Genomic DNA, 25,250 nt, shown 5'->3' with positions numbered 1-25,250 from the left:
ACAGATCCTTCGCTATCGCTCAGGATGACAAAGAAAAAATAGTTTATTCCGCATCTTCTCCCTCGGCAACTTCCAGCAAACTCTCCGACTGTTTAAAGTTGCTTTTTACGAAGTGGCACCAGTCGCAGGTAACTTTACCACAGCCTTTATTAAAATCGTGGGCCATTATTTTTTGGTAAACGGTGGTTATCTGAGTTGTTACGTCTTCAATATCCTGTGGTGTTATCACCACCTTGGCTTTAAAATACTCCCCTTCTTTTTCCGGTTCTACAAAATCAAAAATGGTGTTGATCACTTCCCAATCGTTGGTGCGGTCGTTATCTACCAGGATCTTGTAGAAAACGGCTTGTCGCCAGTAATCGCCGCCATTGGGTTCTTCGTTTGTTGGGCGTTCCAGTTTGGGTTTGGCGTTACGCACGCGGCCTGTCTTGTAATCAACCACGGTTACCTGCTTGCCGTCAAACTCAATCTTATCCAGATTACCTTTTATTGGTACCCCGGCTACTTCAATATTTTTGATGCTGCGCTCGGTTTGGGCAACTTTGTTCCAGGTAGATACATTTTGCTCGTAATATAGCGGCAGTATCTTTTCGCCATAATCAACCCGGCGCTTAAAATCTTCCTTGGTGAACGAATCGCGGTTACGGTACATATACCAACGGAACTCTTTCAGAAATTCTTCGGTAGACAGGAACTCATCGTCGTTCTCTTTTAAGCGGCGATAGGTTTTATTAAGCGCCCAGTGCACGGCCTGCCCAAAGGTAGCCGACGGGCTTTTACCTGATGGCACCCGGATTAAACATTGAAAATAGAACCTAAGCGGGCAATCCAGATAATTGCTCAGGTGTGTAACCGATAGCGTATAATTTTGTAAAAGCTGGTTAATGTAATTCCTATCCAACAACTCCACCACAGGTTTATCAGCCTCGTTAAATTGCGTGGCGAAAAACTCCAGCATATCATCGCTGCTAACCTTTGGATGGTTTACCAGTAGGTGTGTGTCGGCCAATATCTCACCAATAAACTGCGATGGTTCCTGATCTTTTCCGTTCTTATCTTTACCCGCGTAAGAAATATTAAGGCATTGCTTTGAACGGGTAAGCGCCACGTAAAACAGTCGGCGTGCTTCCTCTTTCTGGGCAATGTCGTCAGATGCTGCCCTCGTGAGCGTATCCGGATAGCTGAAACCGCTGTTCCGTCCTTTGCTGTCCCAGGTTTTTTTATCGCAACCAATAAAGAAGACATGCTCAAACTCCAGGCCCTTGGAACCATGGGCGGTAAGAAAGTTGATGCCATTGTCAGAAAAGATAACCTTGTTCAACTCCAGCCTGATGTTGTTTTTGCGCATCAGGTCAATAGTAACAATCAGGTCGGCTATTTTGATTTCGGGGTTCTTACGGCTTTCATCTTTCAAAAAGTCGAAGAAGCTTGTTAATACCTGCATATGCACGCCTTTATCGGGCTGCTGCATAATGTATTTGAGGATGCCCATCTTGGCTATCACATTCTGGAAAAACTGCTGCAACGTAACGCTTACTGCATCGGTAAGCAGGGCATCAATATCGTTTACCAGAAATTTCATTTCCTGCTGGGCAGGCTGCTTACTAAACAGATCGGCCTGGGCTATCAATTTAATTTCGCTGATATAGCGGCGCAGCGATGTTTTTGGCAGGTTGTTACTTGCGGTGGTGAAGTTCTCTTTAGATACCGCTATGCTGGCCTTGGCAATCTCGATAGGCGGGATGCTGAAGAAATCGTAATGCAAGATCTCGAACAGCAATTCATCGCCACTATACGGAGAGTCCAATTCCATACTCAGGTAACGCAGGATATTAATGATCTTCTCGCCAAACGGGATGCTTAGCACATCTATCTTTCGCTTAGTATTTACGGCAATGTGCTGGGTATTTAAAAAGTGTAGTAATTCTTCTACCTGGCTGTGGTTACGGTATATCACCGCGATCTCCCCGGGCGATGTGCCTTTATCTACCAATCTTTTTATACTCAGGGCTACATCTACCAGTTCCTGGCTTGGGTTTTCGTATTCCTTGATGATTGGCTCAACAATCTCCTCGGTAAAACGCGGGTGAGATGCTTTTAGGTTTTTATCCAGCTTTAACTGGGAGGTAAGGCGCTCGTTATTGTTATTGATAAGTGCCCTCGATATATCAAGAATGTGTTGGTTAGAACGGTAGTTATGCTTCAACACAACCGTTTGCAGGGTAGAAACGTAGTCGCCGGCAAAATCCAGGATGTTCTTCATGTTGGCACCCTGAAATTTAAATATCGACTGGTCATCATCGCCCACCACAAACACATTGGGGGTTTCCCAATAATTCAGTAGAAACTTCAACAACTCATTTTGAGAGCCACTCGTATCCTGGAACTCATCCACTAAAATATACTGATAACGTTCCTGGTAGCGGCGCAAAATCTCGTCATTCTCACGGAAGGCTTTTAACACCCAAAGGATCATGTCGTCGTAATCATACCAATTATTATCGCGCATTTTGCGGGAATAGTTTTGATACTCGCTCACGGCGGCCAGCAGTTTGCTCATGGCTTCCTGAACTTTATCTATGTCCTTTTGCTTCGGGTCGCCTATGCTGATGCCTGCTTTGGCATTAGCGCGTTTGTAAACAAACTCATCGCGGTTTGGCAGGTCATCAAGGTATTCCTGTACGGCTTGCTTGATCAGTTCCTCTGTCCAGTTCTCGGTCTTCATGGTCGAGAACAATTTTTTTAACCGCGGGGCATCGTAGTAAACGTCCCCGGTGAAGCGTTTCAGCAGGTGCTCTTTATCAAACTCATCCACAAGTTCACGAAACAACATTGCCGATTCCAGATCTGACAAGGCCTCCAAATTAAGCTTACCAAAATATTCCAGGTTCTCCTGGATGATTTCGTTACAAAAAGCGTGGAAGGTGTAAATATTGATGCGGTAGGCATCGGGCCCAATAAATTCAAACAACCTCTTGCGCATGGCAACAGCACCCGCATCGGTGTAGGTAAGGCACAGTATCTCGCTCGGCAGGGCATCAGTATCGGTTAAGATCTTGCCGATACGCGCCGCCAGAATCTGCGTTTTGCCCGTGCCCGGCCCGGCAACTACCAGCACAGGGCCATCCATTTGATTTACAGCAGCTAACTGCTCGGGGTTTAACCCCGCCAGCGCTTCCTGAAATTTGACGTTATATTTATTGAGTGGAGATTGCATAATTGAATAGATGTAATATTCGATTAAAGATCGAACAAAGGCTCTTGCCTGTTATCCCAAAAGAATAATATGTTTATTGTGGTTTCGTTAACCTCATAAAACATAGAGGTTTATTTGGATATAATAGCCTGCCTTAAATCATGGGTTATTGACGCCCTGAATAAATAGGGTTGATCAGCTATTAAAGTTGAAATATGTTGAACTCGTTTTACAAAGACCCCCGCTTGTTTTAAACCCCATTTATCTTCAAGGATTAACACAATGGCATCAAAAGTCTCATGTGCTTCATCTGTCCAATAAATGGTATGGCTCATAGGTATTTAGCGTACCTGGCCATTATCTCGCTATGCGGAGTTAATTTACCTTCCGATGCTTGTTTTTTAGCGCGCTCAATTCCCTGTTTAACATTTTCTGGTAAGTCATCCCAAAAATCCTTTCCATCGTTATCAAGCACCTGTTTAAGTTGAAGCAATAAACCCTCGTCCTCAACATCTAACAAGCGTTTCGCTAATTCCAATTTTTCGGCGATCAAGTCCATACTCAAATTTAATATTTTAAACTCAGCAAAACAACAAATAGTATAGGCATTCAATTACCCCCCACTTTATCTCCCGGTTCCTGTGCTTTCACTGATACTGGCCGCACGTAAACAAAAATAGCGATGAGTAAACCCATCGCTATTTAATATAAAATTAAAGCTTCTTACTTCTGCCTGAACCAAACCTGGATAGGCGCTCCCGAAAATTCGAAATTGGCACGAAGCTGGTTCTCTATAAAGCGGTAGTATGGTTCTTTTACATACTGTGGCAGGTTGCAAAAGAATGCGAACATTGGTGATGTACCTGCTATTTGCGTAATGTATTTGATTTTTACATACTTGCCTTTTAACGATGGCGGCGGATATTTTTCAATTATCGGCAGCATGATCTCATTCAGTTTACTGGTAGGGATCTTGCGGGCACGGTTGGCATAAACCTGGTTGGCCACTTCAATTACCTTTAACACTCGCTGTTTTTCTAATACCGATGTAAATACGATAGGCACATCGCTAAATGGCGCTAACTTCTGGCGGATCTGTTCTTCAAATACCTTGATGGTTTTGTTGTTCTTTTCTATCAGGTCCCACTTGTTTACCACGATAACCACGCCTTTTTTGTTCTTCTCGGCCAGGTGGAACAGGTTCACATCCTGCGCTTCAAGTCCGTCAACCGCGTCAACCATAATAATCACCACATCGGCTTCTTCTAAAGCTTTGATGGTACGCATTACCGAGTAAAATTCGATATTCTCTTTTACCTTGGTTTTTTTACGCATCCCGGCGGTATCGATCAGCATAAAATCGTGACCGTACTGGTTATAATGGATATGGATAGAATCGCGCGTGGTGCCGGCAATTGGCGTAACAATATTACGCTCCTGCCCAATGAGGGAGTTGATAATTGATGATTTACCTACGTTAGGGCGGCCAATAATGGCATACTTAGGGCGGGTGTTCTCTTCAAAAGGGATATCCTCGAAATGTTTAACAACCTCATCCAATAGTTCGCCTGTTCCAGAACCCGTCATTGATGACAGGGTGTAGATCTCGCCAAGGCCTAAGCTGTAAAATTCGGAAGCATCGGCCAGCTGGGCGTTATTATCCAGTTTGTTTACAACAACAAATACCGGCTTTTTACCTTTACGTAACAGGTTAGCGATCTCGTCGTCTAAATCTGTGATACCTGTGGTAACATCAACCATAAATAAGATTACCGATGCCTCTTCGATAGCGATAAGCACTTGCTCGCGGATGGCTACCTCAAAAAGTTCTTCGGAATTGGCTACGTAGCCGCCGGTATCAATAACCGTGAATTTTTTATCTATCCACTCGGATGTGCCGTAATGCCTGTCGCGGGTTACGCCGCTAAAATCGTCAACAATAGCTTTACGGCTTTCGGTTAAACGGTTGTATAAGGTGGATTTGCCAACGTTTGGCCTGCCTACTATGGCTACTATATTACTCATTTCAATTTTAGATTGCAGATTTTAGATTTACGATTTAACCGCATCTAAACCCTATATGCTAATTTACAAACCCGATCAGCATAAATCTAAAATCGTAATTCGTAAATCGTAAATATTTATTATTCGTATCCGAACTTTTTCAGGTAATTTTTTTTGCTGCGCCAGTCGGGTATAACCTTTACAAACATTTCCAGGAAGATCTTCTTCTGAAAAAAGTCTTCCATATCCCTACGGGCATAAGTGCCTACAATTTTCAGCATCTCCCCTTTGGTGCCTATGATGATATTTTTCTGAGAATCGCGCTCCACAATAATTTCGGCGCTGATTCGATGCAGCTTTTCGCCCTCTACAAACGCGGTAACAATAACCTCGGTGCTGTATGGGATCTCTTTTTTGTATTGTTTAAAGATCTGCGCGCGGATCATCTCTGAAGCGAAGAACCTATCATTCCTGTCCGTCAACGCATCCTTTTCATAATACGCGGGGTGCTCCGGCAAGCCATCCAATACAAAATCCATAACGGCTTTAATATTGTGATCGTGCAGGGCAGATATCGCATAAATCGCTTTCGGGTTCAGTTTTTCCTGCCAGTAGTCTACCTTCTCCTTTACCTCTTCTTCGCTGGATAGATCTATCTTGTTGATCAAAACAACCAATGGGGCCGTTGACCCTTCCAGTTTTTTAATCACATCCTGCTCGTTAAATTCCTCGTGGATATCAGTAACCAGCAATATCAGGTCGGCATCCACAATAGATCCGTCAACCTGGTGCATCATACTCTCATGCAATGCGTAGTGAGGTTTGATGATGCCGGGGGTATCAGAAAACACGATTTGGTAGTCGTCGGTATTAACTATACCTAAAATACGGTGGCGGGTGGTTTGCGCCTTTGGAGTAATTATACTCATCTTTTCGCCCACCAGTGCGTTCATAAGGGTTGACTTACCCGCGTTGGGCTTACCAATTATACTTACAAAACCTGCCTTATGCGCCATAAAAAAATAATTAAAATATTATTTGGACTGCAAAGAAACGAATTATATCTTTGCAGACCAATTAAAAGGAACAGCAAATTGCTTTTTTGACAATTGGAACAAACATTTCGGAGTTATGCCCATTATGTAATACCAACAAAGATAGTGCGGGATGGAGCAGTTGGTAGCTCGTCGGGCTCATAACCCGAAGGTCGTAGGTTCGAGTCCTGCTCCCGCTACCTCAGAATCAGGCAGTTACGTTAGATCGTGACTGCCTTTCATTTTTCTGTTAACGTATTGTTAACGGTTCTTAGCTTTTCCTTTGGCTTGCTTAAAGGTACTTAATACTTACAATATTTCCAATCGTTATCCAAACGCTATTAGCTAGCCCACACTGGACATTTCTCGAAATATTTCTTAGAAGATTTGAGACGATTAGCGTTTTAATCGTCAATAACGATAGCGGTTCGATTCACTACGGGCTACTTATTCAAGCTAATTGGACGATTTAGTTTAGCCCGTAGGGGAAAGAGATCGAACCGCTTTTTAGATGATTTAAAAAGATTAGCGAGTTAAATATGCGTAGGTCGACGACACAGATGTCGCTGACCTACACAGAAATATTTATTTGACAGATTATTTATCTAAATATTAGATGATATCACGTTCGGATAATTTGCCCGAACTACTTTTCTTTAAAAGAAAAGCAGCAAAAGAAACATCAGATTTTAGGAAATCAATCATAAATAAACGGAGTCATTAATAAATTTTCATTAGGTATTACTTGATTAACTATTCAGGATCGGCTTCAGGTTTATCAATTTCAGATGGGTCTAAATCTGTATTAGAGCTAATGGGACGAGGCTTCAATATGAAGTTGCTTTCTTTTTCAGAAAAGCGCTCAATCACGAAACTCTCAAATTCTGTCGGAAATTTTCCATATCCAGTAGTTAAAATTACTTGATAATCTTTTGTTAAACCATCTGGTTGTTTTGCGTAGGCAACAGCGTCATTTAGCAGTGCTAAATTTTGATTTAAATGATCTGTATCAATACCTGAATCCTCTGGTGTGTCTATCAATAAAAATCTAGGATGTTTAACTGAATTAAGTTTCAAAGACAAAGCAAGAATTGTGAAGTAATACATTAGGCGTTTTGGTACATCACTGCTATTCGCCTTGTATTCTCTGTTGTCTATAAAAGGCATATAATCTTCGTCTATAAAAGCCTCATGGCTTTGGTACGATGACTTTGAGAGCAGGTTGCTGTAAACTTGATTAAACTGGGTTATTGTATTCGCATTGTTTTGATCATATAATTCTTTTGCCCTATTTAAGTTATTTTGTGCTAGGCCAAATGCTTTGTTTTTTTCCTCGAAGTCTTTTTTTAGCCGGCTTTGTTCCGAACTATTTTTTAGCCCGTAGTTGATTTTAAGTAATTCGTCTTTGAGCGAAAAGATTCGGTCATTAAAATCATCAATAACCGTTGAATTGCCTGCGAACTCGGCTGTACTAATAATATTTTTTAATTTTCCGGCGTATTCTTCCCAAAGGCTTGTGTTTTTTTTAATGCGTTGTTTTTTTTCTAACAGGTCATCCTCGTAAGCAATTTTTCCTATTGTAATCGCTTTGATACTTTTTTGTTTATGGGAAAGAATGTCTTTGTATTCGTTCGCATTATAAACAAACTTTTCATAATCGTCATTGGAAAACTTAGAACCACATATACAATAACCTTCGACGACATCTTTTTTGGTCATACAAAAAGGACATAGCTCCATAGCAAAAAGATCAAGTTTTTCATGGGTAAAAATAATCTTTTCAATTTGAGCAATTTCATCTTCAAGTCCCCTATGAAGAATGTCAATCTTGGCTTTTTCATTTTCAAGTGATCCAATGGCAATCCTATCTTGAGATAACTTCAACTCCAAGTCCACCAAAATTGATTTTATTTGAGCCAATTCGCCCATTTTATCATCAACCGTGGTATTCTCTTTCAATTGCCCTTTTCTTTCTACTTCAAGGTTTATTAATGTCGATTCTATCTCAACTTTTCTCGACGAAAGTTTTTCAAAATCACCACTTACTTCGTGATTTACCGCAAAATTTTCCCAAAGCGCTTTTGCAACATCTCTATTTTTCATAGCTGCTCTGGCAATATCTATTTTCTTAAAATAATCGGCGGATGAAATTCCTAAGAGTATTTCAAAAATAGATTTTCTGATCACGATAGAGTCTGCGACGAAGTTTTCAGCCAATGGTGCCTTGTAAATTTTTCGAGGCTCTGTATTCTGGTCGTAATTAAGCAACCGGAAAAGGTCATTAAAATTAAAATACCAGTGCACACCTCCCATATAAAGTTCAAATAAAGGTATGCCCAGCTTTCCCAATAGCCAATCGGAAAAGATAAATGGAGCAACTTTTCTATCAAGAGGATACGATTGAGTGCCAGAAGGTTCATCAATAAAGATATCGGAAGAATTGATAAAACGCTTAAATGAATAGGCTATCCCATTTATCGAAAGATCAAGATGGACATAATTATTTGTATCGTTTAAAATTAGAGAATAACGGCCCTCGGCATCATCATCGGTAAAAGGCTTTATCTTACCACCCAAGGCATATTCGATGAAATAACTGAACGTACTCTTTCCAGATCCATTGTCACCTAGAATTATATTGATACCAGGACGCAAATCTGGTGATTCATAAAAATAAGCATCTCCGAAATAACGAATTTTTTTTAAAATCAGACTTCCCATGTGAGCACGTTGTTTTGAGTAAAAATCTTATCTACCAAAGTCTTAATTGCCAATGTCTTAATCTTACTTATTTCTGATTTTAATGTAAGTGCATTAGCATTTTCATTAGCAAACAATGCCGTCTGCAAGAAGTCCACTGGTATAAACTCTTTTCTCAGCCATAGGTCTATAGTTTTTGATGAAAGATTCTTAGAGACGCCAATATAATTTTTGTTTTTAAGTATGATAACCAAATGGTGAAGCAGTTTCTTTTTTATTTGGGCACGTGTATATATTTTAGCCAGAAAGCTTTCGTCAAGCACTTTGGGGTTACCTCCTTCATTCATAAGGTCGATTAGGTAAGCGATTTTCCTAAAATCTTTAAATCTTTTTGTTTCTGATGTACAATCTAGAGCATTAAGTAAAATGATAGTATTATAAGCCAAAAAGTTGTAATCTTCTTTTTGAATAAACATCAGTCGCTTTTTTGCTGCATTTTTATTCTGCATAAATACCCTCCTTATCGAAAGAAAGATAACATTCATTGATAAGATCAAGAACAATGCGATATATCAAATCATTATCTAAAATAGGATACAGATATTTTTTAGATTTAACTTGAATAATTTCAATTGCCTTTTTTGTGAATTGCTGTATTAGCTGATTAACTTGCTCTGTGGTTAGTTCCCCACTAATATTAGTATCGATGAAATTAACTAAATCACCTTGGCATGCTTCGAATATCCGATATTTAATTGCGCTTAAGTCACGCTCAAGGATGCTTGATAATTCCGATTTACCTAACGCGAGTTCTCTGCAATAGCGTTGGATTTTTGCGGAAGACATTTTATCATCTACAGCCGCGATTTTTTCTACCAAATTCCTTGCATCACTTAAAACGAGTTCACCAAACTGGTCGCTTCCCCAATTATCACCGAACACTTCAGTAGAAATATCAAATTTTTCCAAACCTATCGTATCAATAATTAGTTCAAGCGGGCAACACTTAATATCATTATTTAATGCCTCTGACCCGATAACACTTTTTAAAACGCCAATCAAGTAGAACTTATTTTCATTAATGATAAAAGCACCACTTCCAGATAAACCTATTGCATCATCGGTGCCTCTCTTAAATTTATCCTGTTCCGAAAGTGTTATACGAAATTCATTATTTGATATCCCATTTAGAACTCTACTCTTAAATGTCCTGCATTGATCTGGGTTAACATACTGAAATCCGGTGAAAGTAACCGGCATATCTGTTTTAAAAGTCTCAGATATAAGTACCTCAGGAAATTCATCGTCAGCGTAATCTACTTTAAGTAAAACCCAATCACCCTGCTCATCCGAAGCAACTACTTCAACCAATTCTATTTTTTCGAATGGCGTATTATATAAATCTTGACTTTCAATTAGCACTTGTTCAATCTTGACGTCTTTGAACGCATTATAATCACCATAAATACAATGGTAAGCGGTAATTACAAAAAAGCCATTATTGCCTTTTACTAAACAACCACTCCCATGGCTTTTTAGTTCACCGTCAATTACAATTTTGATGCGTACGCAGGGTTTATTAATTATTTTCTCATTCATGTTCAAAAATGTTAGTGCTTTCCACTAATTCCCAATTACCCGTGATCAGGTCTGAGTCTTCAATAAATTTACCTGCCTTTACTTCGATGTTAGCTTTCGGATAGTTTAAGTAAATCTTGCGATGCTTTTCAAAGTTTCTTCTCACTCTCTCCGGATGATAAATGATTCGGGCAATCGTTTCGCGGTCCGGATGCGCATGAGTAGAATTTCCCCCATTGGTAGAGATAATAAATCTATCACAATCAATCATGTCTAAAACATCATTAATCGTATTATTTTTACTACCATGATGAGAAATTTTTACAAGATCAACTTTTAACCTTTTTTCAACTGAATAACCATTACTAATCATCACCTGTTTAATAATTTCAGGATGTGCGTCCCCAAGTAAAAATATGCTGAGGTCAAATGTTTGAAGTACAAACGCGATAGAAGAGCTGTTAAACAAGTCCTGACTAACACTCTTTTCGGGATTGTCATCTTTCGCCGCAAGATCGGGAAGGCTACCTTTACCTATTTGAGACGGGACAATACGGTTTGCGATGTTTATATCGGTCAACTTTTTATTGTAATCATCGGACAGGTCTGGCCACTTGCTGTAAAGTTCTTTGAGCACATCGGCAGTTGGAGACAAGACTTCAATAATAATCCCAGGAGGAAGAGCAGGAGTTACACCAATGTATATGTCTTCGGACCACTTCCCTTTAATTTCTCCTTTATCAATTAACAATTCTTCAAATGACTTTGCCTGCCCGAAACTTATTTTCTCACTATTTCTAAGAAACTTGATATTTTTTGAATTAAACCAATATTTCCCAATTTGGGACGTTTTGAAAAATGGATCTTTTATAAATTTGATTAGACCGGCAATATGGTCTGAATCGATATGTGTCAACACCAAAATATCGATGAACGCTAGTTTTCTCAATTCGAGTTTTAAAGTATCGTCATAAGTTTTTGCTGTCCCTCCATCGATAACCATGTAAAAGGGTTTTCCATCTCCATCGATAGTTTTAACGATGATTGAATCACCATGATAAGCCGGTAAAACTAAAACCTGAGTTTTTGACGGAGTTTTAATAGAAGACAATTGTGGCGGTTTAGTACTATAAGTGACTAAAATAGGAAAAATTAAATATATTGAGATGAGAAGTAATATGAGATGATACAATAATATAACTCGTTAACGGTTAAAGAATGAATGCAGCGACAATCTAAATCTTTCCACCCACACCTTTAAATTTCTCTACAAAAAATTTTGGATTGCTTTTATCCCTTTTTTTATCCACGAACCTTGCTCAAATGTACCCTCATCAACGATTTGAACCATAGAGCAGCAGCAAAACGGCTATATTTAACGAAGACAGTTTGTGCCGCAATTAGGTTATCTGTTGATAAATAAATATAGCCTTCGGCAATTTCAATAATAACATTTTCGGGAATCCTATATTTTAATGTTCTTTCAAAATCATAGCATAATTGGCTAAGGATATCTTTAGTTTCCCTAATAAAGAAATCACCTAAATTTTCATTTCGGATTGTGAATTCTCTGTACAGCTTAAAAAAATCACTGTAAATTTCATCTTGGCTAATAAATTCAAAAAGGGAAGATATTTTATTTTCAAAATCCGCTATTAATTCAGCAATTGCTTCTTCCTTCAGGTTACGCTTCTCGATAACCTTTAAAATATTATACTTGTATTTATTTGGTTGATCCGAATCAGTTGGATTAGTATTTCTCGGCTAAAGCTTTCCAGTATAAAAATCCGTTGTAACGCAATAAAATGGCAGGTTAGGTTAAAACATTTACAATTATCCAAAGGTCAACAGAAACACTGCCATTACAGCACCATCAGAAATACTTTGGCAGGTGTTGATCTTCAGATGAACTGCAAAATGCTACAGATCGAATGTGATGATAAGGTTTAGGTATTGAAACAACAATCTATTTACACTTTACTGGTTTGCAGGCTGTTCTGCACCTGTGCGCTTTACATTTTGGGATAGTACCTGCATAGTCTCCTACAAAATGTAGTGCATGCAACGCTTTGGTTTCTTCAAACGCGTCTACCAGATCCTGCATATCCTGTTCATCTTTCATTCCAAAATAAGGAAAGTGGTGCACAAAGTAACCAAAGATGGTTTCGCAGTCTGAAGCATATTTTTGAGTATCCAGAATATGCTGGTGCCAAAACAGGTCAACAAGCTTATTCGGTACAATTTCCTTTTCGGGATAAGTTCTCTTGAGGGCTAAAAACTTTTTATAGTCTTTTTCGGCCTCATCACATTGAGCGGCGATCCAGCCTAAGCCTTCTTCCTTATCCTGAATTTTTAATTTAACCATTGTGAAATCAATGGCATCGATATCCGCCATAAACAAAGAGGATATTTCGTTGGTGATCGTGAGATTTGTCATTGTATTTAATTTTGTATGATCAAAAATAGATGACCACTATCGGTTATAATTACGGGAAACCGTAACCTGATAAATTATTTAGGGGTAAAAAGGTCCCTAAAAACTACTGGCCACCCCTTGTTGAAATGGCCAGTAGTTTCCGGATAAATTTTTAAGTGGTTGGGCATTCATTAAGGTTAAGCAAATTATTGGGGCTGTAACCATCGCTTTCAGTTTTTAGGTATTTACGATTGTTATGTGTTGCTACGATAACATCGACTGACCTTCCATTGACTGAGACATAAAATTCATATTTTTTGTTTTCAATAGATTTTATAGCGTCGTCTTCCGATAATCTCCAACGGGTATTATCTGCATTGATGCCACCTATGTGTGAAATCCTTTCGTGGGCATCATAATGACTGCCTCTTTTGCTAATACAACTAACTTTGTGTCTTGTTGCCATGATGATTTTGATTGATTTATTTGTTTGTTTAATCAAAATTACCAGAACAAATCGGCGCGTTTTTACGGGAATCCGTAATGGACATAATTTAATAAGGATCAGATAACCTTATAATCTTTACAATGAGCGATAAGCTGTGTATTGTTGGTGAATCCCAATGCGTCTTTGATTTGGTTAAGACATTTTTCGATACTGCTCAGACTGGAGGCCTTCACCTCTTGTTGCTGAAGGTAAAGCGAAATCTGCTTTTGAGATCTTCCTTTCGCAAGTTGCGAAATGATCATGATATCGTAGTCACTAAAGTCATACGCATTTTTTGCCCTGACATTTTGCTGTAATTCTGCGGGTACATATTTTTTGTTTTTGGAAAGACTGACTATCGCATCCTTTAAATGTTCCGCGTCACGGCGCCCCTTGATGATATAGCCATTAATTCCGAACCGCTGATAAAGAGCGGTTATAATAGACGATTGCTGTTCTCCGGAAAAAACAAGAACTTTCAGGTCTGGTTGTAATGCCCTGGCTGCTGCGATGAGCTCTGTACCACTTTTTAGCTTCTGCTCGCGATCGTCCTCGACAAAGGAAAGGTCTGTAACAAGAAGATCAAAAGGCTGGTTGTTTTGAATACCCCATTTGAGTTCCAGAAGCGCATCATCACAGTAATATGCGTGTTTAATGGATTCAAAGCCTAATTCTTCCAGGGTCTGCCGGACCCATTGATTGGCGTTTTGATGATCTTCGGCGATAAGAGCGGTTTGAAGCATACTAATCTTTTTTAATGGCTGGTAAGGTTAATGTAATAAGCAATCCCTTTCCGTCTGAAGTTTCAAAAGTAATTTGTCCGCCAATTTCTTTTATACGGTTTCCCGTATTTTTAAGTCCATTTTTTGGGATAACGCCTTCCTGTATACCGATCCCGTTGTCAAAATAGGTTACTAAACAATGGTTTTCCGCAGGTTCGAATTTAATGGTTACGCTACTTGCGTTACTATGCTTTTGCATGTTGACCATCAACTCCTGTAAAATGTATTTGAGTTCGAACTGATGGGCTTCATTGATCCTGTTCCAAAATTCTTTCTTGTTACCTACAACCTGTATTCTTGTATCGTCATCTCCGAATGATTTTAATAAGTCTGATATCTTTAAATGAAAGTCTTTTTGCGACGGTTGAACAATTTCATAGGAAATATCGCGCGTCCGTATATAGAGATCATTCATATAGTAAAGAAGCCACTCTTTGTCCGGAACGAGATCATGCAGGACGGTTTTCATAATTCGGTAGGTATCATTGGCAAGCGTATCGTGGACTTTTTTTGAGGCGTTTTGTTTCGTTTCTACTATCGCATTTTGCTTATCCAGTTCCTGCTGCTTTTTTCTTCTCCTATACCAAAGGGCTGCAAACAAAGCGATAACGGAGAATGCCAGCAACGTACCATAGAAACGTATGCGTTGCCAGATAAGCTGGAGCTGTTTTTCAGAATTATCTTTTTGCAGTTTTAAATTATCGGCTTTGCTCTTTTCTACGTTGTACCGGATGAGCGCAAATTGATTTTTTGCAGCATTTCTGGCCGTTTGCATACTGTCGTTTAGTTGATGAAATCGGGCAAAGTACACTTTCGTTGCTTTCGCCGGACCCAGATCAATAAGTTTGCTCAGCGCTTGTAATTGATCCCCCGGGCTTTCTAATCGTTTGGCTACTGTGTACATTGTATCTGCATAAGCTAAGGCCAGGTCCGGTCGGGTTTCGTGATAATAATCCGCCAGGTGGGCGAAACTGGAATTTTGTCCCCATTGGTCACTGCTGTCCCGGCGAATCTGTAGGGCGGTCAAAAGCGGGCGTATTGCTTCAAAGCTGGGGTCAGCCATCCATTGAGCTGTAGCCAGGTTTGTCAAAGCACGTGCATAGTTCAGATCTTTTTTGTGTTCTTTTCCCAACAATCCCCGGTAAATCGTGATTGCTTTAGCATAATTCTTTTTTTGCTGATAAGCATAAGCGATATTGTTCCAGGTCAGATCTATCAATGTAGTGTCCCGGGCAAATTCAAGATTGCGCTTGTAAAAGTTGATTGCGCCATCGTGATCATTAAGCTCAGCGCGAACTAAACCAAGGTTGTTGTAATCGCCGGCAAGGTAGGTGTAGTGACTTTTATTATTTTCATTCAGAAACCGGAGAGACAGTAAAAAACTTTCCTGCGACCCGTAGAAATCTCCTGCGTTATATTGAATATTACCCATACTGCTGTAGGCCATAGCGATCTGCAGGCTGTCGCGGGATTTTACGGCAACCTGGTTAAAGTAAAAAAATGCAGAATCTTGCTGTTTTCCTAACCAACTATACGCTATCCGGTAGGTTGCCCAGTCTACTTTTGGGGCCTCATGCCGTTTCTCGTGGCAGGCGCTAAAAAATAAAAGCGTAATAAGAAAATTTAGGGCAAGGTTTTTCAAACTGTTTTTTGTCTAAAACTAAGAAAAACCAAGGAATAAATAAGGCAAGCTTTTTCGCTTGCCTTATGTGAAGTCACTTAGTTGCTGTGTGGCGGCGGAGGGGGCGGCGGAGGAGGGTATTGTCCTTTGTCGCCGCCTGTGTCCGTGTCAAGTGTTGTTACTTGTCCACTGGTGTTGTTATGATGATTATGGTTATGCGCAGGGCATGACAGTGCCATGAAAATGGCGAAAAAAAATCCAAACATTTCTCTAAAAATTAATTGTTAATGATTCTGCCTTCCCGGCGGGACTATCCCGTGGGGTTTTGCAGGTTAATTTTTGGGAAGTGAGCGTTTGGAAAACGGGAGCTTTAATCTGCTTCCCTAGCCGGATACCGGCCCCCGCTTTCGTCGCGCTGTTTAAATCAATTTCGTGCACTGTCCCGGCCGGCCGACCGGGGTTTGTTTTGATTATGAAAGCAAAGGTATAGGCGCTAAATGCCTTTAATGCAGATTCTTCCGTTTCCTCCTTTAATTCCGGTGTTTCTCCGAAAACTCCCTGAAGTTTCCAGAAAAAGATTATTTTTAGTGGTGATTTATACTGAAAGATTTGCCGCTTACAAAAAGACTGTGGTTAATGCTTACCTCCAAAAGCGTAACCAGGCGCAGGAGAACTGGTTGATAAAGCCAACCAGGGGAAGGATTAGACAATTGTGTTGCAAGCTCGTGGAAGACGGTCTTAGCAAACAAGATGAAAAGATGTTATATCAATACCTCGAAATGGAATCCGGCGACCGTGATTTTTTGGCAGCGATCAAAGAAACGGACGCGGACGATTTTCAGGGCTTTGTACAATTCCTGAATAATACAGAAATAAACCCCGCAGAGCCAAAGGTGGAATTGTTGGCCTGGCTAATCGATTTTCCAGCCCGGCCGTATTCGAAATATATTGAAACGGAAAAGGATGGGCCTGCTATAGCAGAAGATGAAGAGAGAGTTAAACCTCCAGTTAAAGATGATGATGAAACTAAACTACCACCAAAGGGTCCGGAACAGGAAACTCCCCCAACACTTCCACCAGTCAATAAAATAGATAAACGGTGGTCGATCGGGATCGTTGCGCTTTTGGTAGGAGGACTGGTATTATGGCGGGTTTGGCCAGAGAAGAAGTGCATGTACTGGAGCGACGACCGTTATGTAAAGACATATTGTGATGTCCCAAGATCGGATCAACCACTACTTCCTCTTGACCGGGCAAAGTTAGAGGGCTTTCAAAAGATCAAAAAGACCGACACCCTGAATTCACCTTACGCCCTTGATCATTTTTGGTATACCCGGGTAGCAGATAGTCTGGAGGTGTACACTGCTCGTGGAACGCATCCTTTACATCCTGATCAACAATTACAGCCAGTTACCGACTACGTCGTGAATTTTTGTAAGAACCATAGCAAATACGGAAAACCGTAATAAAGCTCATGGGGGAAATTTTATTTTTGATTCATCAGAAATAAAACGAAATTTAGCCTAAACTATTGAGGCCTAATCCTAAACGCTCATGAAAACCCTGTTCCTGCTGATGGCCCTTTGGGCGCATACACAAACACCGTCAAAAGGCAATGTGTATATCTGCGACAGTCCTTATGCGAAGAAATACCATCTGAAGAACGATTGTCGCGGGCTTAGAAAGTGTACCCACCGCATTATCGAGATCACGCTGGAAGAGGCGAAGAAAAGAAAATTTGAACTTTGTAAAATTGAGGACTAACTATCCAGTTCGTTTGTGTTTGGCGGCCTCAATTTGATGGACAAAATCGATCAGCGCGGCTGTTGGCATATTTTCCGTACGGAAAATAATCTTACTGCTGCCGTCCGATGTGATCGTGCAGACATGCCTGCTCGAGATAAATAACCCACGATCAGGAAAAATGCGATAAATAAAGAAACAACCACCTCGGGTGTGCCGTCATTATGTGAAGTTGCCATTAATAAGCCGATAACGCCGATCAGTACGCCAAGTATCCACAGCAGTGGATAAGAAATAGACAATACTTGTACAGAACTGATCTTTTCCAGCATGATGGAGATGAAATTGGACTGCCCCCAGATCTTATTGTTATACCTGATGCGGTGAGTAGTCAGGGTAACCATCCCATTTTCGGTAAAAAAAAGCACGGACTCTTCGGGTAATAATTGCTCGTTATTCATTATGGTATTATCTGATGGTTGGAATAGCAGGTGTCGGAATAAAAGCTTGCAGAAATATCCCCAGGGAAAACAGCAAAACAATCGCAAGCCCCGTTAACAGGACAGCTCTTACGATGGCCACACCAATATTATTCTCGCTTAATTCAACAGACAGGGATTGCCCTTTATATATCTGGCCCGATAAAAAACCCTCCAGACCGGCAGCAATGCAGTAAGCAAAGAACAGACCACAGCAGCAGATCAGTAAAAAACTCCAGGATGCCGCCGAATTTAAACCGCCCTTGCCGGTGGATATCAGCAAAAAGTCACGTACCGGCGCGAAAAGACCGGTGATCAATATCAGGGAGGCGAGCAGCCTGCCGGCGAGCACAATGGCCTGGGCAAGATTGGGGGACGCTTTTGGATAATGTTTTTTTCTGAAATAATAAGCGATCAGGCTGATCAGCAAATAGCTGAGGATTAAACTCAGGCCAAAGGCTACTCCCCCGGAGATTAAAAATGATGATTTCATATCGATGGTTTGTTGATAAGGTTAATATCCCAGTAGTCCATGTGATCTATCTCCGGGCTGAGTTGCCCGGGAGAAAAACCCCTGGAAGTGGTCTCCCAAAGCACATAACGGTCTTGTCCGGCTGTTTTTGCGGATCCGGGCAAGGGCAGGTCAATGCCCAGCAGCGAATGCCGGAAGGCATTACTGCCAGCGATCGCGACTTTATAATGGTAATGGTTCAATACGGTAAATAAAAAAAGCGTCCGGGTGTCACAGTCGCCCTGGAAGTTGGCCATAAACTCGACAGGCGATTGAACTCCGTAAGGTACATGGCCCCGGCAACCTGCAATATTTCCAGCAGGGGATGCCGAAAGCCATTCAGTGTTATCTGCCGAACAGGTGCCGTCTGTGATCGTATTGTAGGGGATGTCCTGGACGAAACTTACCAACATGCCCGCGAAGTTCGCCTCATCAAGATTCCTGGCTTTGCGTAGGCTGTCAAACAAAGGGTAGATCCCCTGCATTCTATTTTCATCCGATAAACTCATGTTCCGATAAACGTCGGATAAGCTGCTGACATTTTTCATGCGCAGGTGTTCGGTCTCCGCTGCCCGGAAGGCGGAGGTCAATACCCTCACATCACCCTCATATTGATTACCGCTCAGATCTTCCCAGGCCCGGTGATGAATGATCCACTGGTCAGCGGCTGTTGTATCCTTGTTGGTTTCTTTAATCAGCTTTTTCACAGGTTTCGTGCGCGAATAATCCCGCGTGTCCGATTGATGCACCGGGGCTTTTACCGGGATCCTTTTTGAACTGCGAAAAACGGAAACGGCCAACCCTCCGAAGTACAATAAGAAAAAGAGCAGGTAAATAACTGAGGAAAAAATGGTCGAGAAACGCCGGTTGGTCAATCGGCAGATTAACAATAGCAATAAGACGATCCCGATAAAAATAATCCCGGGCCAGGACAAACTGATCAAAAAGAACAAAAGGAAAATGCAAAGCAGGATACCCGCCAGGAGCCCGAATGCGGAACCTGTAGTGATTCTGTTGTTCGGGACGGCATACCAGTTCCCCCACTGCAGGCTACCGGTATGATAGCGATATTGGTCACGACGGTACCGGGTGCCACCGTTGTAAGAATATTCGTGTCCCGCGGTCCTAGTCCAGTCGGGGTGCTTGCTGAGCGGCATTGCACCGGTGGGCGGCGCGACCGGTTCGGGTATAAAATGCTCTTTCCGGACAATAGTTTCTTTCATTTCTAAAAGAGAGCCGTAAAGCGTCCCAGCGATACTTCCCAGTTGTTCCGTCCCTTCTTTGGTGACCAGTGATATTTTGGGATCGGCGATCTTTGGTTCGGAAATGTTGAGTTTGAAAAATGATTCGGATTTGCGATCGTAACAATTGACGGATTGCGCGAAAGTACCACTGAAAGTTCCCAGGCTTTTGTTTTCCGGGAAATCGCCCTCCGCATCGTTCCTGACCTGTTCTAATATAACCTCGACATCGTAAACGTGCATGTCGAAGAACTCGGTCTTTGCCCGGCTAAGTTCATCTATCCGCTGCGCGTGATATTTACCCCGGAACGTCCCTTTAATATACGTCCTGTTGGCTACCATGACTTTTTCCTCCGACCAGTAACTTTTCATCGGTATAACTTTAAGAAATCTTCCTGCCCGTGGAAGGTCCGGCGATCTGCTATCTTTTTCGTGTTATATGGCGCGTCCGCATAGGTTTCATGCACTTTGGTCTCAATACCGTATTTTTCAAAAAAGATCCTCTCCAAATCAAGCTTGAAATCCCGGTAGGCATTGATCACGATGGAATTATAAACGTCGCTTTTATGTTTAAAATAGGGGTTGGCCAGGTTTAAGCTCCTCTTCAAATAAATAGGTAACAGGAAAACAAAAATGATTAACAGCGTGAATAACCAGGCTACGATAAAAGAACGGTTACCCGTAACTAGCTCCAGGCGCTGAACGAAATAGTCGGCACGTCCAATGACGAATTCGATCCTTTTAAAGGCTTCTGTCTGTTCGGCTCTTAATTTATCGAGTTCGGCACGGAGCGGTGCTATATCGGCCTCAGGGTAATGCAAGGCTTCCTTTTTCCTGATCTTTGCTGATAATGCTTTTTCTTCGCGCGAGGCGGCCTTTACGACCTTTTGCTCCGCTTTCCGGATACTTGCCTTTTTGATCAGCTCGATCTTTTCAGAAAGTAGCGGTTCAAAGAACCAGGCTTCCAGCGGTTTGGAAATAAAAATGGCGAATAGGATGACAAAGCCCGCACGGAGGCTAAAGGAGAGGTGTTTGATCACCCCTTTATTTTTGAACTGCAGGACGGGTTTTGCGAGCGTGGTCAGCAAGAGCAAATAAATGTTGTTGATCATCCAGGCAAAGAAAAAGGCGACAGGTACTGCCAGCCATGGGTTATCAAATAACATTTGGAAGGTATACCAGCAGGAAAAAAAGCTAATGATGAAAACAACCAGCGTGATCGCGCCGATCAGGGCAAAACGATCCCTAATCCCACGGTGAGCGCAGATCCGGATGATCCCAATGTCCTCACCCGAGAACCGCCAAAAATAATTGGATTGCTCGGTCATGCTGTTACGATAAGGTAAACCCTGTATCTTTTTGTGCCTCTTCTTCTTTAACAGGTTCCTGCCGACTATCATTATCTACAATAGGGGCCGTTTCACCGGTGAGCGTGGTTACATAAGCTTCCAGGTTATTGTCAATGGCTTCTTTTTGCTTTGCTTTCCAGCTATTGATGATGTATTCATTCAATTCTTTTTGCGCCTGGACCACCCGCACCTTCATACTGGTCATCCGGTCTACTTCATGGTGAATGACCAGGTCCCGTTCCAGCCCTTCTTTATCCTTATAGTAATCGTGCTGGATCTCAATGCCGTTTTGCGCCTTGACCAGATCTTTAATATTTTCCTCCATATAATCGTATGGCCCTTTGATCAGCATGAGCTTGAAAAAGATCGGTGTCAGTTCGATCGCCATAAACAGCAGGGTAATAAAAAGGGAAATACCGGGCGCGAGCTCGTGAGAGATCTTGATGCGTTCGAGCAAACCGTCAAGGCCGGCCGATACCGTTTTGTTCTTTTTCAAGGCGATCTCCAGTTCGCCGTTCATTTGTGTCCGTCTTTTCTGGATATCGTCGATCTTCGACTTATTCAGCGATATAAACCGGTTCATTTCGCCTTCCACACGGTCCCTTTCTGCTTTATAAGAACGTGCCATAGGGCCTTCACCTTCACCCCGACCGCCCTGGCCTTTGGATGTTTCCAGGTTCCATAGAGAGTCTTTTACGGCGATCACCTTCATATAATGCTCAATGTTATTCTGAATCCCGGAGTTCTCCTTATCCAGGTCCTTGATCCGGTCTTCGAAGTTTTTCCGGGTTTTGATCTCATATTGTTTTTGTGCCTCCAGCTGAGTCTGGTAAAGCTGCGCATCGATCTCACTTTTGAACATGCGAATCTCCACGGGTTTGGAAATGGTGAAAGCGATGATCGTGCCCATGATCAGCCGGGGCAACGCACTTTTCAGTTCCTGACGCGTGATCGCCTCCGTTCCGTCACCCTTGCCGGTGCTGGTGACGATAAAACGGTCGATATTGAAAATGATCGCGCCCCAGAATAGGCCAAATATCGTAGCCAGTACTAGCGTAGGTATATCAGTCGGGTCGTAGTGTCCGGAAGCGGCAATTGTTTTAATGTCATCGATAGCATCGCCCTTGGGCGCAAAAATGGTGTAAAACGCATAGCCGCCAGCGAGCGCGGCCATAGCGCCGGTTGCCAGTACAATGCCACCCATACAAGTATACTTCACCTGGTCCGAATAGGTGCTGCGTTCGAGGATATAGCGGTCCCCGCCGGAAATCTTCCAGAATTGCCTCATCAGCCAGCTTGGCCTTGGGTTTTTATAAAACGATGTTTCCATAATATGGGATAAGGGTTTGGTTGTCAGTCTTGATTTGTGCGTGATCCAATTGTGTGAAAAGTTCCAGTTCAGACTGCTGCATCCGGGCTGTTTCGATATCGATGGCCGGTTGCCAGATCATAGGATATTGGCTAACGGGATAAGCGTGCCGGATCATGGGGCGTAAAGATTTGATCATATCCGGCTGCCTGACGACAGGCAAGTTCAGTACTGCTGCCGGCGCGGGGCGGTAGTGAAGTGCTGCGACATGAGGCCTGATCTCTTCAATCCGGTTACGGTATACGCCAATCGCTTTAATGAGGATAATTTCGTTTGGAATTAGGGGGATAAAGGGTGATTCCGCAGGCAGGAAAGTGCCAATCCGAAGACCATTACAGTAAACTTTGACCATGCAGGCGCCCGTGATATCCCAAAGCAGGCGGCAAGTGGCGCCTGAAAACAGGAGTTCCTGATCAGTTTCCAGCGAGCCGATACGGGCCTTTTGGAAACTGGCCGCCAGCCAAAGCCAGCGCAAAACCACTTTGCAGTAAATTTTAAATGACATGGTTTAGGTATTGCCTCTTTAACGGCAATAATGTAAATCTAATTAATTTATCGATCATGCAATAAAAATAGCTACGCCTGCCGCATCTTTTTTACGGAAAACCGTAAAGCGTTTTTATTCATGCAATTCATTGCCACAATGCGGGCAACAAGCGACGGTTTTGGCTTCTTTCCGTTTGAATTCCTCTGAAAAACCGGAGGCTAATATACCCGCGGGCAGGGCAAACATACCGATGCCCAGAATCGAGATACATGCGGTCAGCGTTTTTCCGATACCGGTGATGGGGTAAACGTCACCATATCCAACTGTAGTCAGCGTGGCGACGCTCCACCACATGGTTTCCGGGATACTAGAGAATTTGTCCGGCTGCGTGTCATGTTCTACGAAATACATCGCACTGGCCGCCAATATGATCAGCGTGAAAACAAGCAATACACTGATCAGCAACTCTTCCTTTTTCGACGCGAATACCCGGCGGATCACCCGGGAAGCGTTGAGAAAACGCCCAAGTTTGAAAAAGCGCATGAACCGTATCATTCGTAAAATACGCAAGGACCGGAGGTCGAGCCCCGATAACGGTAAATAGAACGGCAGGATCGCCGCCAGGTCGACCAGTGAACCTGGTGATAGCACATACCACAAGCGACCCTTCAACGGATGACTGTATTTCCTGATACTGGTGCAGGACCACAGCCGCAGCACATATTCAACAGAAAACACGGTGATTGAAAACAATTCGAAATTTCTAAACAACGAACGGTATTCCCGGTAAAGACTTTCCACAGTTTCCAGGCAAACTGCAAACAGATTTAACAAGATCAAGCCGACGATCACACTATTGATGACCTGGTCCCAGAGTGTGCCACCGTCCGTCGGATCGAGCAATAAATGAACTTTTTTCTTCAAACGTTTGTATGCGCGGTCGCGCTTGTTTCTGTTCAGGGTTTGGTTAGTGGCGTACATAAGGATAAGGTTTGATCAAATTTAATGATTTACAAGAAAAGTATTTTCCATCTTTACAGCTTCTATGAGACAGCAGTTTACCGTACTCGATTTTAACGCGATGGCGATTGATGAACAGGCAAATATCGCCATCACCGGCAATTTTCTGGGGGACAGAAGAGAAGGCAAGCTCATCGTGCAGCTGCACCGCCTGGACAATTTTTACGTGGAAGTTTTTTATGACCCACTAAAAAACGAGATCGTCCGGTACGAAGGGTTTACCAATACGAACCGGCTGGCCCCCTATATAAAACTTAATTAAATATCGCTTTTGGGTCAAATCCGAGTTTTTTAACTAATTCCGGGTAGCTGATCAGCCGCTGCTCAAGCAAGTTTCTTTTCTCACCGGGATCATTTGGCATCCAATAACAAAGTACAATATCACCTCCGACGTTATGGTCGTTGTATTGGATGACCTTATAATAATGACTGGGCACAGTTGCCGTCAATTTACCTAGGGTGTAGGTTTGTTTGCTGCCAAAAGTACCGCACCATATCCTGACGCTGTCCGTTATGGACACCCCTCTAAATCCTGTTAATTTGCGGCAAAACTCCTCGGTCGCCAGTTCGGTACCGATATTCTGTCCCTGGTATTCCATGCTTGCATTGAAGGTGTAAGTGTCCGAAAGGATGGCGGCATCTACCGACCAGGCCATCAGGATCCAGGCCTGGCAATGGCCTTTGGCAATCATATCCGTACTGTTCTTATTCGCATATTGGTAAAGTTTTGTTTCATTAAGCTGCCCGTCGGCCGCATGCCAGGCTGCATAGATACCCGTACGTGGCAGATCTAAATCTTCTTGTTCCAGTCGGTGTGCTTTGGTATAAACGTAATGGGTAAGTAGCGGCCTGTGCGCCGCAGTATCCGCGATGGACTTATAATAAGGGTTGACCCATAGTTTACATCCGGCACAGAGATTCGATTTTTGAGTAGGGTATTTTCTATAAAGTGCTTTCACATAGGCGGCATTGATCTCCTGGGCGGAAATATTTCCAGCGAAATAGCAAAATGCGACCAGGAAGGTAATAAGTGATTTAGGCATGATCAAATATAATCATTGGCAGGGAAAGGAGTTTTACGGTTTCCCGTAAAAGCATATGATACTTTATTTTTTTCTTTATCAAAAATTAAATAGACATTTGATATTCCGGGGATGTTGACCACCTGATTCCGTGGCAAATTGACCAGGCAATTAGCTGGCGAACGATAGCAGCGAGAGCTGTAAAAGCGTT

25 protein-coding genes and 1 tRNA gene are annotated in these 25,250 nt (G+C 42.2%); 4 read left to right on the top strand and 22 right to left on the bottom strand.

From position 1 onward, the window contains the following. Window positions 1-43 precede the first annotated feature (43 nt). From ACVW0P_RS09030 to era, 5 genes are all read right to left on the bottom strand, one after another. Entirely contained in the window at window positions 44-3,217 is a 3,174-nt protein-coding gene (locus ACVW0P_RS09030) for an ATP-dependent DNA helicase (RefSeq protein ID WP_457131785.1), read from the bottom strand. 110 nt (window positions 3,218-3,327) lie between these two features. Beyond that, entirely contained in the window at window positions 3,328-3,531 is a 204-nt protein-coding gene (locus ACVW0P_RS09025) for a hypothetical protein (RefSeq protein WP_457131784.1), read from the bottom strand. After that, on the bottom strand, window positions 3,528-3,755 hold the full coding sequence (locus ACVW0P_RS09020) for a hypothetical protein (RefSeq protein WP_457131783.1): 228 nt from the start codon (window positions 3,753-3,755) through the stop codon (window positions 3,528-3,530). The genes ACVW0P_RS09025 and ACVW0P_RS09020 overlap by 4 nt, the downstream gene beginning before the upstream one ends. A 164-nt stretch (window positions 3,756-3,919) precedes the next feature. Beyond that, window positions 3,920-5,221, bottom strand: a complete 1,302-nt coding sequence (der, locus tag ACVW0P_RS09015; protein ID WP_457131782.1) for a ribosome biogenesis GTPase Der — start codon at window positions 5,219-5,221, stop codon at window positions 3,920-3,922. Window positions 5,222-5,340: 119 nt separating this feature from the next. Next, window positions 5,341-6,216 (bottom strand): GTPase Era, encoded by an 876-nt coding sequence (gene era / locus ACVW0P_RS09010; RefSeq protein ID WP_457131781.1) that lies wholly within the window; start codon window positions 6,214-6,216, stop codon window positions 5,341-5,343. 145 nt (window positions 6,217-6,361) lie between these two features. Between era and ACVW0P_RS09005 the strand changes: the two genes are divergently transcribed. Then, a tRNA-Met gene (locus ACVW0P_RS09005) sits at window positions 6,362-6,434 on the top strand. A gap of 553 nt (window positions 6,435-6,987) precedes the next feature. Here ACVW0P_RS09005 and ACVW0P_RS09000 read toward each other — a convergent pair. The 8 genes from ACVW0P_RS09000 to ACVW0P_RS08965 form a co-directional block, all read right to left on the bottom strand. Continuing rightward, window positions 6,988-8,955 (bottom strand): AAA family ATPase, encoded by a 1,968-nt coding sequence (locus tag ACVW0P_RS09000; protein WP_457131780.1) that lies wholly within the window; start codon window positions 8,953-8,955, stop codon window positions 6,988-6,990. Beyond that, the gene (locus ACVW0P_RS08995; protein WP_457131779.1) at window positions 8,943-9,443 is read right to left on the bottom strand and encodes a hypothetical protein; all 501 of its coding nucleotides are present in this window, start codon (window positions 9,441-9,443) and stop codon (window positions 8,943-8,945) included. The genes ACVW0P_RS09000 and ACVW0P_RS08995 overlap by 13 nt, the downstream gene beginning before the upstream one ends. Beyond that, entirely contained in the window at window positions 9,433-10,533 is a 1,101-nt protein-coding gene (locus tag ACVW0P_RS08990; protein ID WP_457131778.1) for a hypothetical protein, read from the bottom strand. The genes ACVW0P_RS08995 and ACVW0P_RS08990 overlap by 11 nt, the downstream gene beginning before the upstream one ends. Continuing rightward, window positions 10,526-11,623, bottom strand: a complete 1,098-nt coding sequence (locus ACVW0P_RS08985; protein WP_457131777.1) for a ComEC/Rec2 family competence protein — start codon at window positions 11,621-11,623, stop codon at window positions 10,526-10,528. The genes ACVW0P_RS08990 and ACVW0P_RS08985 overlap by 8 nt, the downstream gene beginning before the upstream one ends. An 855-nt stretch (window positions 11,624-12,478) precedes the next feature. Further along, window positions 12,479-12,949, bottom strand: a complete 471-nt coding sequence (locus ACVW0P_RS08980; RefSeq protein WP_457131776.1) for a glycine-rich domain-containing protein — start codon at window positions 12,947-12,949, stop codon at window positions 12,479-12,481. Between the two features lie 151 nt (window positions 12,950-13,100). Beyond that, complete coding sequence (locus ACVW0P_RS08975; protein WP_457131775.1) at window positions 13,101-13,394, bottom strand: DUF3892 domain-containing protein; 294 nt, start codon at window positions 13,392-13,394, stop codon at window positions 13,101-13,103. Window positions 13,395-13,492: 98 nt separating this feature from the next. Next, window positions 13,493-14,158: a response regulator gene (locus tag ACVW0P_RS08970; RefSeq protein WP_457131774.1), complete on the bottom strand. Its 666-nt coding sequence runs from the start codon at window positions 14,156-14,158 to the stop codon at window positions 13,493-13,495. Window position 14,159: 1 nt separating this feature from the next. Further along, entirely contained in the window at window positions 14,160-15,839 is a 1,680-nt protein-coding gene (locus ACVW0P_RS08965; RefSeq protein ID WP_457131773.1) for a tetratricopeptide repeat-containing sensor histidine kinase, read from the bottom strand. A gap of 485 nt (window positions 15,840-16,324) precedes the next feature. On the opposite strand from ACVW0P_RS08965, the gene ACVW0P_RS08960 reads away from it, so the two are divergent. Together ACVW0P_RS08960 and ACVW0P_RS08955 are read left to right on the top strand one after the other, a co-directional pair. After that, window positions 16,325-17,284: a hypothetical protein gene (locus ACVW0P_RS08960; RefSeq protein ID WP_457131772.1), complete on the top strand. Its 960-nt coding sequence runs from the start codon at window positions 16,325-16,327 to the stop codon at window positions 17,282-17,284. An 88-nt stretch (window positions 17,285-17,372) separates the two neighbouring features. After that, entirely contained in the window at window positions 17,373-17,582 is a 210-nt protein-coding gene (locus ACVW0P_RS08955; RefSeq protein ID WP_457131771.1) for a hypothetical protein, read from the top strand. A 50-nt stretch (window positions 17,583-17,632) separates the two neighbouring features. On the opposite strand, the gene ACVW0P_RS08950 is transcribed toward ACVW0P_RS08955, so the two are convergent. The 7 genes from ACVW0P_RS08950 to ACVW0P_RS08920 form a co-directional block, all read right to left on the bottom strand. Continuing rightward, on the bottom strand, window positions 17,633-18,022 hold the full coding sequence (locus tag ACVW0P_RS08950; protein ID WP_457131770.1) for a hypothetical protein: 390 nt from the start codon (window positions 18,020-18,022) through the stop codon (window positions 17,633-17,635). 7 nt (window positions 18,023-18,029) lie between these two features. Further along, a complete protein-coding gene (locus tag ACVW0P_RS08945) occupies window positions 18,030-18,533 on the bottom strand; it encodes a DUF350 domain-containing protein (RefSeq protein ID WP_457131769.1) in 504 nt (167 codons plus the stop codon). After that, entirely contained in the window at window positions 18,530-20,164 is a 1,635-nt protein-coding gene (locus tag ACVW0P_RS08940; RefSeq protein ID WP_457131768.1) for a hypothetical protein, read from the bottom strand. Before ACVW0P_RS08940 ends, ACVW0P_RS08945 begins: the two co-directional genes overlap by 4 nt. Beyond that, a complete protein-coding gene (locus ACVW0P_RS08935; protein WP_457131767.1) occupies window positions 20,161-21,120 on the bottom strand; it encodes a DUF4407 domain-containing protein in 960 nt (319 codons plus the stop codon). Before ACVW0P_RS08935 ends, ACVW0P_RS08940 begins: the two co-directional genes overlap by 4 nt. A gap of 4 nt (window positions 21,121-21,124) precedes the next feature. Then, entirely contained in the window at window positions 21,125-22,471 is a 1,347-nt protein-coding gene (locus tag ACVW0P_RS08930; RefSeq protein WP_457131766.1) for a DUF4407 domain-containing protein, read from the bottom strand. Further along, window positions 22,452-23,015, bottom strand: a complete 564-nt coding sequence (locus tag ACVW0P_RS08925; protein ID WP_457131765.1) for a hypothetical protein — start codon at window positions 23,013-23,015, stop codon at window positions 22,452-22,454. Before ACVW0P_RS08925 ends, ACVW0P_RS08930 begins: the two co-directional genes overlap by 20 nt. Before the next feature lie 114 nt (window positions 23,016-23,129). Further along, window positions 23,130-23,978, bottom strand: coding sequence for an ion transporter (locus ACVW0P_RS08920; RefSeq protein ID WP_457131764.1), 849 nt, complete (start codon window positions 23,976-23,978; stop codon window positions 23,130-23,132). A 64-nt stretch (window positions 23,979-24,042) separates the two neighbouring features. Between ACVW0P_RS08920 and ACVW0P_RS08915 the strand changes: the two genes are divergently transcribed. After that, on the top strand, window positions 24,043-24,279 hold the full coding sequence (locus tag ACVW0P_RS08915) for a hypothetical protein (RefSeq protein WP_457131763.1): 237 nt from the start codon (window positions 24,043-24,045) through the stop codon (window positions 24,277-24,279). On the opposite strand, the gene ACVW0P_RS08910 is transcribed toward ACVW0P_RS08915, so the two are convergent. Together ACVW0P_RS08910 and ACVW0P_RS08905 are read right to left on the bottom strand one after the other, a co-directional pair. Continuing rightward, window positions 24,272-25,060 carry a DNA/RNA non-specific endonuclease gene (locus ACVW0P_RS08910; RefSeq protein WP_457131762.1) on the bottom strand — a complete coding sequence of 263 codons (789 nt, stop codon included), beginning with the start codon at window positions 25,058-25,060 and terminating at the stop codon, window positions 24,272-24,274. The two genes, ACVW0P_RS08915 and ACVW0P_RS08910, sit on opposite strands and share 8 nt — an antisense overlap. Window positions 25,061-25,062: 2 nt before the next feature. Next, window positions 25,063-25,250 (bottom strand): hypothetical protein (locus tag ACVW0P_RS08905; RefSeq protein ID WP_457131761.1); only part of this gene is annotated, 188 nt, incomplete at its 5' end.

It is taken from the genome of Mucilaginibacter sp. UYNi724 (assembly GCF_054057495.1).
This window is presented reverse-complemented; position numbering and strand designations above follow the sequence as displayed.